The sequence below is a fragment of the Bradyrhizobium sp. USDA 4011 genome, assembly GCF_054063415.1.
On the sequence record NZ_JBSSGG010000001.1, the window covers coordinates 8,384,487 to 8,397,029 of the forward strand.

10 protein-coding genes and 1 pseudogene are annotated in these 12,543 nt (G+C 65.6%); 7 read left to right on the forward strand and 4 right to left on the reverse strand.

What is annotated here, in order from left to right:
• The first annotated feature begins 23 nt into the window (after positions 1 to 23).
• The 5 genes and pseudogenes from ACVW1C_RS39890 (at position 24) to ACVW1C_RS39910 (ending at position 5,803) form a co-directional block, all read left to right on the forward strand.
• A pseudogene (locus ACVW1C_RS39890) lies at positions 24 to 1,770 on the forward strand (ArnT family glycosyltransferase).
• A gap of 1 nt (position 1,771) precedes the next feature.
• Positions 1,772 to 2,617: a phosphatase PAP2 family protein gene (locus ACVW1C_RS39895; RefSeq protein ID WP_456762894.1), complete on the forward strand. Its 846-nt coding sequence runs from the start codon at positions 1,772 to 1,774 to the stop codon at positions 2,615 to 2,617.
• 67 nt (positions 2,618 to 2,684) lie between these two features.
• Positions 2,685 to 3,461 (forward strand): glycosyltransferase family 2 protein, encoded by a 777-nt coding sequence (locus ACVW1C_RS39900; RefSeq protein ID WP_456762895.1) that lies wholly within the window; start codon positions 2,685 to 2,687, stop codon positions 3,459 to 3,461.
• Complete coding sequence (locus tag ACVW1C_RS39905; protein ID WP_456762896.1) at positions 3,461 to 3,799, forward strand: lipid-A-disaccharide synthase N-terminal domain-containing protein; 339 nt, start codon at positions 3,461 to 3,463, stop codon at positions 3,797 to 3,799. The genes ACVW1C_RS39900 and ACVW1C_RS39905 overlap by 1 nt, the downstream gene beginning before the upstream one ends.
• A 261-nt stretch (positions 3,800 to 4,060) precedes the next feature.
• The gene (locus ACVW1C_RS39910) at positions 4,061 to 5,803 is read left to right on the forward strand and encodes a peptidoglycan DD-metalloendopeptidase family protein (protein WP_456762897.1); all 1,743 of its coding nucleotides are present in this window, start codon (positions 4,061 to 4,063) and stop codon (positions 5,801 to 5,803) included.
• 18 nt (positions 5,804 to 5,821) lie between these two features.
• Here the strand turns inward: ACVW1C_RS39910 and ACVW1C_RS39915 are convergent, their stop codons facing one another.
• A complete protein-coding gene (locus ACVW1C_RS39915; protein ID WP_456762898.1) occupies positions 5,822 to 7,504 on the reverse strand; it encodes a Na/Pi cotransporter family protein in 1,683 nt (560 codons plus the stop codon).
• Between the two features lie 290 nt (positions 7,505 to 7,794).
• Here ACVW1C_RS39915 and ACVW1C_RS39920 point away from each other — a divergent pair, with 290 nt between their 5' ends.
• Positions 7,795 to 8,040, forward strand: a complete 246-nt coding sequence (locus tag ACVW1C_RS39920; protein WP_021079298.1) for a PilZ domain-containing protein — start codon at positions 7,795 to 7,797, stop codon at positions 8,038 to 8,040.
• A gap of 139 nt (positions 8,041 to 8,179) precedes the next feature.
• Positions 8,180 to 9,004, forward strand: coding sequence for a tetratricopeptide repeat protein (locus ACVW1C_RS39925; RefSeq protein WP_456762899.1), 825 nt, complete (start codon positions 8,180 to 8,182; stop codon positions 9,002 to 9,004).
• Between the two features lie 27 nt (positions 9,005 to 9,031).
• Here the strand turns inward: ACVW1C_RS39925 and ACVW1C_RS39930 are convergent, their stop codons facing one another.
• The 3 genes from ACVW1C_RS39930 to ACVW1C_RS39940 are packed head-to-tail and all read right to left on the reverse strand — an operon-like array spanning position 9,032 to position 12,531.
• Positions 9,032 to 10,300 carry an AAA family ATPase gene (locus ACVW1C_RS39930; protein WP_456762900.1) on the reverse strand — a complete coding sequence of 423 codons (1,269 nt, stop codon included), beginning with the start codon at positions 10,298 to 10,300 and terminating at the stop codon, positions 9,032 to 9,034.
• Complete coding sequence (locus ACVW1C_RS39935) at positions 10,297 to 11,037, reverse strand: CpaD family pilus assembly protein (RefSeq protein WP_456762901.1); 741 nt, start codon at positions 11,035 to 11,037, stop codon at positions 10,297 to 10,299. Before ACVW1C_RS39935 ends, ACVW1C_RS39930 begins: the two co-directional genes overlap by 4 nt.
• Positions 11,038 to 11,064: 27 nt before the next feature.
• Complete coding sequence (locus ACVW1C_RS39940; RefSeq protein ID WP_456762902.1) at positions 11,065 to 12,531, reverse strand: type II and III secretion system protein family protein; 1,467 nt, start codon at positions 12,529 to 12,531, stop codon at positions 11,065 to 11,067.
• Between the last annotated feature and the right edge of the window lie 12 nt (positions 12,532 to 12,543).

The window sequence follows — 12,543 nt, forward strand, 5'->3', positions numbered from 1 at the left end:
CGGTTTCATCGTATGCGAAACCTATGGTGGATAGCCTCCAACCCCGGCGCTTCGGAGCAGGGCAACAGTCTGTAAAACCTGCGCATTCGAGCCGCAGGCTGTTCATGGCGTTCGAGTTCGCGACGGCCAGCCAATGGCGTTCGATCCTGTTCCTGACGCTGACCTGCCTGGTGCTGTTCCTGCCGGGCTTCTTCACCATCCCGCCGATCGACCGTGATGAGGTTCGCTTTGCCCAGGCGACCAAGCAGATGGTCGAGAGCGGCGATTTCGTCGATATCCGGTTCCAGGACGACGTTCGCTACAAGAAACCGGTCGGCATCTACTGGATGCAGGCGGCGGCGCTGAAGACGATCTCTGCGCTCGGGGTGCCGCGCGCCCAGGTCCGCATCTGGGTGTACCGCCTGCCGTCCCTGATCGGCGCCGTCGGCGCCGTTTTGCTGACCTATTGGACAGCGCTTGCCTTCGTGACGCGACAGGGGGCGGTGCTGGCTGCCTTGATGATGGCAAGCTGCGTGCTGCTCGGGGTCGAGGCGCGGCTCGCCAAGACTGACGCCATGCTGCTGCTGACGGTCACCGCGGCGATGGGCGCGATGGCGCGGGTGTATCTGTCCTGGCAACGTGGCGAGGATCCGGCGCATCCATCATGGGGGCCGCCTGCGATCTTCTGGACGGCACTGGCGGTCGGCATCCTGCTCAAGGGCCCGCTGATCCTGATGTTCGTCGGCCTTGCCATGGCCGGGCTTGCGATCCTCGATCGATCGGCGGCCTGGTTCTGGCGCATGCGCCCGGTCTGGGGCCTGATGTGGACCCTCGTGCTGGTGCTGCCGTGGTTCGTGCTGATCTTCCTGCGCGCCGGCGAAACCTTCTTTGCCGACTCCGTCGGCGGCGACATGCTGAGCAAGCTTGGGGCGCAGGAGTCGCACGGCGCGCCGCCCGGGCTCTATCTGCTGCTGTTCTGGATCACGTTCTGGCCCGGCGCGCCGCTCGCTGGACTGGCGGCGCCGGCTGTCTGGCGCGCGCGGCGCGAGCCGGGTGCCCAGTTTCTCCTGGCCTGGTTGATCCCGTCCTGGATCGTGTTCGAGGCGGTGCTGACCAAACTGCCGCACTACGTGCTGCCGCTCTATCCGGCGATCGCGATCCTGACCGTTGGCGCGCTGGAGCGGCGTGTGCTGTCGCGCTCCCCTTGGCTGTTGCGCGGCGCTGCGTGGGTGGTTCGCTATCCCCGCATTCGGCGCTGTGCTGGTGATCGTTGGCGCCATCAAGGCGATCCATCAGCCGGTGTTTCCGGCCTGGCCGTTGTTCGCGGTGGCGATGGTGTTCGGCCTGATCGCCTGGTGGATGTTCGAGGATAGCCGCGCCGAGCGCTCGCTGCTCAATGCGGTGATCGCCGCGGCGCTGATGGCCGGCGCCACCTATGGCGTGGTGCTGCCGCGGCTCACCACTGTGTTTCCGAGCCAGGAGGTCGCACGCGCGCTGCGCAACGTGACCTGCATCGGCCCGAAGGCGGCGGCTGCCGGCTTCCACGAGCCGAGCCTCGTGTTCATGACCGACACCTCGACGCTGCTCACCGACGGATCGGGCGCCGCGGATTTCCTGAGGCAAGGCTCCTGCCGCTTTGCGCTGGTCGAACAGCGCTCCGAGCGCGCCTTCGTGCAACGCGCCGAGGCGATCGGCCTGCGCTACAACGCGCCGGTGCGGATCGAGGGCTACAACATCTCGCAGGGCAAGGCCGTTTCGATCGCGATCTTCCGTTCCGAAGGGACGGAGTGACATGGCGGCGCCGCCAGCCACGGCGGAATCCGCCAACTATTTCGGACGATTGCTGACGCTGGTGTGGCTGTCCTTCGCCCAGCTGGTGCGTGCACCGTCGCATTCGCGCCGGGCCGAGGCGGCGCGACGCTCCGGGCGCCACGCGCTCCTGCTCGTCGTCGGCGTTGGCGCCGTGATCATCACGCTGATGTATGCGGTCGATGTCGCCGAGATCAGCCTGATGCCGCCACGCGGTACGCCGGGTCTCTGGTGGGTGAAGATACTCACCGATTTCGGCAAGGACGAATATGTGCTGTGCGCGCTTGGCTTGCTGCTGATTGCGGTCGCATTGGCGGCACCTGCGCTGCGCGGTGTGCCGCGCGCGACACTGCTCGGCCTCGGAACGAGGCTGCAATACCTGTTCCTGTCGGTCATGTTGTCGGTGGCGGTCGGTGAGCTGATCAAATGGATCGTCGGCCGCGGGCGGCCTTTTGTCGGCGGCAAGGCCAACGCGTTCAACTTCCAGCATTTCGCCGACACCGAGGCCTATTCGAGCTTTCCGTCGGGACATTCGGTCACCGCGTTTGCGCTGGCTTTCGCCGTGTCGGCGGTATGGCCACGCGCACGGGTCGCGATGCTGGTCTATGCGCTGATCATCGTCGCGACCCGCCTCGTGCTGCTGGCCCATCATCCGAGCGACGTGGTGGCCGGCGCGCTGGTCGGCGTGATCGGCGCAATGGCGGTGCGCTACTGGTTCGCCGCCCGCCGCCTTGGTTTCGCCATCGATCGCGATGGCACCGTGTTGGCGCTGCCGGGACCGTCGGAAGGGCGCCTCAAAGGGGTTGCGAGGAGCGCTTTCGCCCCATAAAAGCGGTCGCCCGGCGGCCGGATCGGGCGGGTTCCAGCCGCTGCCAACACCAACCACGAGAGCCGATTTGCCTGCTTCCGACCAGACGCCGGTCGCCGTTTCCATCGTCGTGCCTGTGCGCAACGAGGCGGACAATATCGCGCCGCTGATCGCCGAGATCGCGGCAGCGCTCGACGGCCGCTGGGCCTACGAGATCGTCTACGTCAATGACGGCTCGACCGACGCCACCGGCGAACGGCTGAGCGCGATCATGGCGCAGCGGCCCAATCTCCGGCAGCTTCGCCACGCAGCCTCCTCGGGCCAGTCGGCCGCCGTGCGCAGCGGCGTGCGCGCCGCGCGCGGCGCGATCGTGGCAACGCTTGACGGCGACGGCCAGAACGATCCGGCCTTCCTGCCCAACCTGATCGCGGCGATCGAGAGCGGCAATGGCCGGGTTGGCCTCGCTGCGGGCCAGCGCGTCGGACGCAAGGACACCGGCTTCAAGAAGCTGCAATCGCGGATCGCCAACGCCGTGCGCGGCATCATCCTGCGCGACGGCACCCGCGACACCGGATGCGGCCTGAAGGCGTTTCCGCGCGAGGTGTTTCTGGCGATGCCCTATTTCGACGGGCTGCATCGTTTCCTTCCGGCGCTGGTCCGCCGCGAGGGGCTCGCGATCGCCTATGTCGATGTCGTCGACCGCCCGCGCCATTCCGGCGTGTCGAATTATGGATTCTTCGACCGGCTCTGGATCGGGATCATGGATCTCGGTGGCGTGTGGTGGCTGATCCGCCGCAAGAAGCCGACGCCGGTCGTCACTGAAGTGACAGGCACTGACGTGCCTGATGTGACCGAGGTGAAGTGATGCTGATTCAGTTCGGCCAGGCGCTCAGCGCCTATTTCTACGAAGTGTTCGTCGCCAAGTTCGACTTCTGGCTGGCGTTCGGCCTGATCGCGCAATTGTTCTTCACCGCGCGCTTCCTGGTGCAGTGGATTTCCAGCGAGCGCGCCGGCCAGAGCGTGGTGCCGATGGCGTTCTGGTTCTTCTCGATGGGCGGCGGCTTGATGACGCTGATCTACGGGCTCGCCAAACGCGAGCCTGTCATCATCATCGGGCAGGGCCTCGCGACGCTGATCTACATCCGCAACATCATGCTGATCGTGAAGAACCGCGGCAAGGCGTCGAAGACGCTCGACAGCTGATCGTCGTGGTCGTCAGTGCGGCGAGCGGTATGCTGGGCCTCCTCGATTATCTCGATGGAGTCCGGCACCGGGCTCCGCTCGACATTGTGATCGAAACAGAGCGACGGTCAAACAATCGCCCCAAGGCGTATGGCATCTACGCTTCGTTGTGGGCGTGGCTGCATCCCGAGACCATGCGCCAAGGGATGAGGGGCGTTGATGACCGGCCGTGGCGAACCGACCAGAGCGCGTGGTTATCCATCGAGCGTCCGTGATGTCCCGGTGCTCGACGAACCGCCGCTGACCGGCGAGCGCGGCCTGCCGGACCGGCGTGCAGTCAGTATGCGCTGGATGGCCGGGACGATTCTGATCGGGACCGCGGCCGTCGCGCTCCTTGGTGGCGCGCTGCGCGGTGCATTCGGCTATCGCACGCGATTCGCAGCATCGCCGGTCGTTTCACTTCCACGCTTCACGGGGCAAGTGGTTGATGAGGCGCGGCGCGGCGATCGTCTGGATCGGAGACCAGGCTCGCAAGGCAGTCCCTCGGCGCTCAAGATCGAGCAGCTGAGCGATGCCGGCTCGGTCCGTCGATTTACCCGCGTGTCAGCGCGGCTCGCGGAGATCGATCCCGAACCACAACAGGACCATCGTCGCGAAGCACCGGCAGACGGCAAGGACGAGCAGCGAGCGAACCCGCAATTGCTGTCGGAGTTACCAGCCATCATACGGGCGGGTCCATCACGCCGCGGGCTGCCGGGCCGCATCAGCTCCTATGCCGACAGTGAAGATGTGCCGCAGCCGCATTCTCCGATCGGGGAGGCTGTCAACGTAACCAACCTTCCGAAGTCGCCTTCCTCGTCGCGTTACCATCGACATGTCGTCATCGCGAGGAGCGGTGACACACTGTCCGCCGTCCTGCGGGCGTTGGCCGCGGCTGCCGAGGACGCACCGGCGATCCTCGCCGCTTTCCCGTCGCCTGGCAGTCAAGAGACGCTGTCCGGTGGCGAGAAGATCACGATCATCGCACAAGACGGAGACACCGGGTCGCCGCGCGGCCATGTCGCGAAAGTGTCGATCGAACGGCCAGACTCAGGAGTGTCCGCGGTCGGTCGCACCGATGGCGGACAGTACCAGGCGATCGTGCCCGAACAGCCGGATGTCGTCGTGTCGAACGGGAGATTGTTGCGTCAGTCGATCGACACCCACTCCGTCCCCGGCGAGACGCTACGTGACGGGCTTAATGCGCTTGCACGCTCCAATCACGTCGACGAGGGGATCGTTGCCGAACTCTTGCGGCTTTGCGGCCGCGATTTCGATCTGGACGAGCCTCTCGGCGACGCCGACGTCGCCAACATCATCTATGCCCCCAACGAAATTGGCCAGCCGGAGCTTGTCTTCATCGACTTGACGGCCGGCGGGCAGGCGCGCCGCTACTATCGGTTCACGGCCCCGGATGATGGCAGCTCCGACTTCTACGATGAGGATGGTCAGTCCATCACCAAATTCCTGTTGCGCAAGCCGGTGGTCAGCGGGCGCCTCGGCGACGGCTTTGGTTGGCGCATCCATCCGATCCTCGGCGACCGCCGCTTTCACGAGGGCGTCGATTTTGCTGCGCCCTATGGTTCGCCGATTGCGGCTGCGGGCGCCGGCGTCGTCGAGACCGAAGGCTACGAGCACGGCTACGGGAAGTATATCCGCGTGCGGCACGATCGCGGCTATGAGACCACCTATGCCCACGTCGCGAGCTTCCCGCCCGGGCTGAAGATCGGAGACCGTGTTCGTCAGGGCGAGACGATTGCCTATGTCGGATCGACCGGGCTCTCGACCGGGCCGCATCTCTATTATGAGGTGCGGATCAACGGCCATAACGTCGATCCGCTGCGGATGAAATTGTCAGGCGGTCGGCTGCTGCAAGGCGACCTGCTTGGGGCTTTCGATCGCCAGCGGGACAGCATCAACCAGCTCGCGGCGGCCTCCGCGTTTCCGCAGCGGCCGCCTGGCTCCGAACACCGGCCGCCTACGTAGTCTTGGAAGCAAGTTTGATCACGGCCGCCCGGGCGCCGGAAGTTCGGCCGCCTCGACCGCATTCTCGCGATCGGCAGCGGTCACGCCGGCGGCGTCGAGCACCGGATAGGCGACCGAGCAAATATGCGAATGGATGCGGCGAAGGTCGCGCAGTACGTCGAGATGCAGCGAGGTGGTCTCGATGGTCTCGGGCCGGCCTTCGCGCAGGCGCACGAGATGGCGCTCGACGGCGGCAAGTTCGGCGGCGCGCAGCGCCACCTTTTCGGTGAGCAGCTTGCGCGCCTCGGCGGCGTCGCCCGACATGAACACGCCGAACGCGAGCCGCAGCGAGTCGATCGTGCGCTTGTGAAACGCCGACAATTCCTCGGCGCCTTCGGCCGAGAATTGCAGGCGGTGTTTGATCTTCTTGGTCGCGAGTTCGCTGAGATTCTTGTCGATGATGTCGCCGATATGCTCGAGATTGATCGCGAACGCGACGATCTCCATGGCGCGCTGACCCTCGCGCTCATCGAGGCTGCCGCGGGTAAGTTTTGTCACGTAGAGCTTGATCGCCTCGTTCAGCCGATCGACGGTGTTGTCCATCTTCGACACCTGGTCGACCATTGCGCGATCGTTGGTCAGCATCGCCGCCATGACCTTGCGCAACATCGCCTCGGTGTGGTCGCCCATATGCAGTACTTCGCGCGCGGCATCGGCCAGCGCGAGTGACGGCGTCTCCAGCGCGCCCTCGTCGAGATAGCGCGGCCGTGACGGATCGGTCTCCTGCGCCCGCTTGGGCAACAGCCGCTCGAGCAGACGTGCCATCTGGTCGAGCACGCCGATGAACAGCAGCGCTGTCGCAACATTGAAGGCAATGTGGAACAGCGCGGTCGCCTTGGCGAGATCGGGCTGCCAGGCGTAAACATGCTCGGTGATCGGGCGCAGGAACGGCGCCACCAGCAGGATACCGACGATACGGTTGACGAGGTTGCCGACCGGCAGCCGGTAGCTCGCCGGATTGTCGCGCCGCGCCCCCTCCATCAACGGATTGATGGCGCTGCCGAGATTGGCGCCGAGCACGAGCGCGAACGCGGCATAGGGCGAGATGAACTGCGAATAGGCCAGTGACATCACCAGCAGCACGCTGGCGACGCTGGAATGGACCAGCCAGGTCACGATTGCGCCGATCAGGATGCACAGCACGGGATCGCCGGTGATCGCGTTCAGGAACACGCGGATGCCCGGGGCATTCTCGGCCGGCACCATCGTATCGAGCAGGATATGCAGCGCGAGCAGCATCAGGCCGAGGCCGATCGAGACGCGGCCGAGATCCTTGATCCGGGAGCGCGGCCCGCTGCGGAATGCGACGAGACCGGTGATGAACAGCACCGGCGCCACGGCGGCGACGTTGAACGACAGCACCTGCACGATCAGCGTGGTGCCGATATTGGCGCCGAGCATGATCGCAAGCGCCGGCACCAGGCTGACGATCTCCTCGGCGGCGAAGGAACTGGTGATGAGGGCGGTCGCGGTCGAGCTCTGAAGCAGGGCGGTCAGGCCGAGGCCGGCGCCAAGGGCGGTGAAGCGGTTGTTCAGTGCCCGGGCCAGCAACAGCCGCAAATCGGGCCCGAAGGCCCGCAGAATCCCGCTGTGGACCATATGCAGGCCCCACAGCAGGAGCGCGACGCCCCCCATCAGATCAAGCAGAACAAGACTTCCCATACTTCCTGGATATCCCGGCAAATTCGAGTCGAAGGGGTCACGCTATCGCCAAATGACCTGGGATCAACCCCTTTTTGTTCCCCTTGGAACCGGCTTGTCGGAAGGGCCTATGACAAGCGCGGCCGCCAAATGAGGCACTGAGGTCACTGGAGCCGGTAAACGAATCTCGAACATGACCGCTCAATTGCGATTGGTTCCGCTAGGCAGTTTCCAATCTTTCCCCGTTATGACGGTAGGAACGAGAAGCTGTCCAGCCGAGAAGCTATCCAGAAAAGGGCTTGGGGATCAGGATGTTTGTCAATCGCCGCAAGAGCGAACGCCGTGAGTGCCGGAGCGTCGCCAAAATTCAGTTGGGCACAGGGTCGCTGCCTCGCGACTGCATGATCACCGATATCTCGGCTGGCGGCGTCAAGGTGATCGCTGAATATCTGGAGATTCCGCCGGAATTCACCATCATCCTGTCGAGCGGCAGTCCGCGTCAGTGCCGCCTGGCCTGGCGGATCGGGCACGAATTCGGCGCCCAGTTCGTCGACTAATCCAGCCGACAGGCTGGCGGTTCGCGCCACGTCCGGCACCGCTTCTGGGCCGGATGACGGCGAGATGATGGCATCCTTAACCGGAACTTAGGGTTAAGCTGTGAGCATCCCGGAACCTTCGCTGTTCCGAGTCTCCTTGATGTCTGACAAACTGCCCCGACCTTCAGGCCGCATGCACCGTCTCGCCGGCTCGGCATGTGCCGCGCTCCTGTTGATCGGGTTGTCCGCCTGTCAGACCTCAGGTCCGTCCGACATCACGGGGTCATTGGGCGATACGGCGGAATCCACGCCGGCCCCAGCCGACCCGCGGCGCGACATCGCGACCTACCACGAGCGCGTCCGCGCCAACCCCAAGGACACCGACTCCGCGCTGAAATACGCCCGGGCGCTGCGCGCCACCGGCCAGCGGGCGCAGGCGGTCGCGGTCATGGAGCAGGCGGTGCTGGCGCAGCCCAGCAACAAGGCGCTGCTCGCAGGCTACGGACGGGCGCTCGCCGACAACGGAAATTTCCAGCAGGCATTCGACGTGCTCGGGCGCGCCCACACCCCGGAAGACCCGGACTGGCGCATCCTGTCGGCGCAGGGTGCCGTGCTCGATCAGCTCGAGCGCCATGACGAGGCCCGCCAATATTACGCGAGCGCCCTGAAGATCGTGCCCGACGATCCATCGGTGCTCTCCAATCTCGGCCTGTCCTATCTGCTGTCGAAAGATCTGCCGAAGGCCGAGGAAACGCTGCGCCGAGCCCGGGATCGCGCGCCCGACGACATGCGGGTGCGCACCAATCTCGCCGTCGTGGTCGGCCTGCAGGGCCGCCAGGCCGAGGCTGAGACCATCATGAAGGCCGATCTGCCGCCCGATCAGGGATCAGCCAATGTCGCCGCGCTGAAGCGGCTGTTGACGCGCAGGGATGCGAGCCGCAGCGATACGGACAAGATCCCGGTCGCGGCCAGCCGCCGCGACTAGAGCGTTCTCACGCGAAAGTCTGGCAGGCTAGCCGGCGGCGCGGCGTCCATCGCTTCGACGCGACTGCAGCTTTCTGAGGATCGGCGACAGGAACGACTCGCGCGTCTCGGCGAGATCGGGGCGGCCCGTCAGGCGTTGCGCGATCTGCAGGAAGGTTTTTGTGGTGCGGTGACGCGCGGAGACTTCCGCGATCATCTGACCGTTGTTGGCGGCTTCACCGAACAATCTGCAATCGAACGGGATGGTCGCGATCGGCTGGCTCTCGATCGTCTTGGCGAAGTCCTTGACCTCGATCTCGGGGCGCTTCGACATGCCGACCTGGTTCAGGCAATAGAGCGGCGGGCGGTCGTTCGGACGCGCGGTCCGCAACAGGTTCATCATGTTCTTGGTGTTGCGCATGTTGGCGAGGTCCGGCTCGGCGACGATCAGGATATCGTCGGCGCCGACCAGCACGCGTTTGGTCCAGGCGGTCCATTGATGGGGAACGTCGAGCACGATGCAGGACGTTGTCATGCGCATCGTATCGAAGATGGCATCGAATGCTTCGGCGCCGAAATCGTAGACTTGGTCGAGCGTGGCCGGTGCCGCCAGCAGGCTCAGGTGATCGCCGCACTTTGCCAGCAGGCGCTCCATGAAGGCACTGTCCGGGCGCTCGGGCGAGAACACGGCGTTGGCGATGCCCTGCGTCGGATCCTGGTTGTAGTCGAGGCCGGCGGTGCCGAAGGCGAGGTCGAGATCGACCACGACCGAATCCAGCCCGAGGTCGCGCGCGATGGTCCAGGCGATATTGTGAGCGATGGTCGAGGCGCCGACGCCGCCCTTGGCGCCCGCGACCGCGATCAGCCTGCCCACAGAGACTGCTTCCGAGGACGAGAACAGGCCGCAGATCGAGCGCACGATGTCGAGCACCTTGACCGGCCCGATGACGTAGTCGTTGACGCCGCGCCGGACCAATTCGCGATACGGTGCAGTCTCGCCGCGCGTGCCGAGCACGACGACGCGGGTGCCGGGATCGCAGACCGTGGCGAGTTCGTCGAGACCGGCGAGCAAATCGATGTCCGGCTCGGTCTCCAGCATGATGACGTTGGGCGTCGGCGCCTTGTGATAGGCGTCGATGGCGGCGGCGATGCCGCCCATGTGGACCGAGAGGTGAGCCTTGGCGAGCCGGCGGTCTTCGGCGGCGGCGCGCGCCGTCGTGGCGGTCGCGACGCTGGCGCAGAAGGCCTGCACGGAAATCCGTGGCGCCGGCGCGATGTGGTCGTTGGCGTGCTGTGGCTCGTCTTGTGGTTCGGTCATTTCCCGGCGTCGCTCAGCTTGGCTCTATCGGCTTCGGGGTAGGTGGTCGCGGTGGACTCACCCTTGCCGTATTTCTGGAACGCGACCGACCGGCGCGGCGTGTAGGATGCGGTCTCGGTCCGCGGCTGCACGAGGTCGGACGGATTGGCGACCATCGCAGCCAAATTGTGCTGCGTGGCGCAGCCGAAATTGTCCCACTGCTTGTTCTCGTTGTAGCTGGGATTGTAGATCGAGGGACCCAGGTCGCTCGGCCACAAGCCGCAGGGTCCGGCGACCGCGGCCATCTTCGAATAGCTGAGGCGAATGGTCGGCAGCGCGCGTGGATCGTCGACGCGATAGAAACGCCTGACGATGGCGTGGGCGGGCACGCCCATCGACGCCAGCACGCCGCGGATATCCTGATACACCGCCTGCGCCGAGCGCGCATTCGAGGTGTCGGCCGGGACGTCGACCGCGATCGCGCCGGTGCCGTCGCGGCGCCAGGTGCGGGCCAGTCCCATGACATCGTCGCGCTGCGTTTCGGTGAGATTGCCGCGGGCGCGGCCCACGAACACGACGATCGACTGCTCGCCCTCGGTGATGGCGATCGGATGCCGCTGCCGGTAGTCGTCGGGCACCGTGCCGGTAGCAATATTGTCGCCGGTCAAATTGCAGCCGCCGAGCGCGATCGCGGTGGCGACGAGGGCGCCGGACAGCGACAGCATCCTCGCATGGCCGGCTCGTGTGTTGCGTGTCATCATGGCATCCCCCAACCCTTCAGCGCCTCAGTCGATGATGAAGCCGAAATTGACCGGCGTGGCGCCGATCGGCTCGGCACGGGCGGCAACGCCGTAGATGCGATTGACGCGCGCCAGCAGCGCCGACTGCGCGTCGGAGGCCGGGGCGAACCCGTCATCGGGACGCGACAATTCCTTCTGTGCGACCGCGCGCACCACATAGGGCGTCACGATGACCATGAGCTCGGTCTCGTTGTTGACGAAGTCTTGGCTCCTGAATAGCTGTCCGAGCACCGGGATCTGATCGACGCCAGGCATTCCGTTGATGGCCTGCTTGGTCTGCTCCTGGATCAATCCGGCCATCGCGATCGAGCCGCCGGAGGGCACTTCCAGCGTGGTGTCGGCACGGCGGGTCTTGATCGAGGGAATGGTCGTGCCGCCCTGGCCGCCGGTCAACGCGTTGTCCATCGAGACTTCGGACACCTCGGTCATCACCTTCAGGCTGATGCGCCCCTCGGACAGCACCACCGGGGTGAAGTTGAGCGAGATGCCGAACTTCTTGAAGCTGACGGTCTGGACGCAATTCCCGATCGTGCCTGTCGACGAGGTCTGACAGGTGACGCCGGTCGGAATGGGAAACTCGCCGCCTGACACGAAGGTCGCGGACTCGCCGGAGATCGCCGTGAGGTTGGGCTCGGCCAGCGTCTTCACCACGCCCGCGCTCTCCATCGCGCGCAGCGTCGCGGTGACGGTCGGCACGCCGAGCTTGTTCAGGGCCGCGCCGGTCAGCATGTTGTTGGCGAGCGGTCCGTTGTTGGCGGTGAAGGCGTTGGTGTTGTTGAAGACGACCGCCGCGGTGCCGTAGTTCATGTTGGCACTGAGATCGACGCCGAGCTGCTTGACGACGTCGCGCCGCACTTCGGCGACGGTGACCTTCAGCATTACCTGGTCGCGGCCGCGCACCACAATCGAGTTGACGACCTTGTCGGGGCCGCCGACGAGCTTGGCTGCGATGTCGCCGGCCTGCTGGGCCTCGACCGGGCTCGCCACCGTGCCGGTCAGCACCACGCTTTCGCCGACGCCCTCGATCTGGACGCCCGGCAGCATCTGCTTCAGCGCGGCACGCATGCCGTTGAGATCACGCTTGATCGCGATGTCGTAGGAGGCGACCTGGTTGCCGTCGGCGTCGAAGAAAACCACATTGGTCTGGCCGACCGCCGCGCCAATGATATAGGCGCGCTGGGCCGAGCGGATCACGGCGTTGGCGATCTTGGGATCGGCGACCAGGACGTCCTTGGCTTCGCGCGGCAGGTCGACCACCACCGACTTGCCGACGCCGAGCGAGACGAAGCGCGTCTTGGCGGCGATGCTGCTCGTCACCGCGACGTCCGCATTTTTGTCGGGATCGGTCGCGCTGGCGAGGGCAGGGATCAGCATCAGGGCGGCGACCGCCGAGACTGACAGCGAGCGGACCAGCGTGGTCCGCCTCGCCAGTTGTTTTGCAGCAATTGTCATATCGAAGCCCCC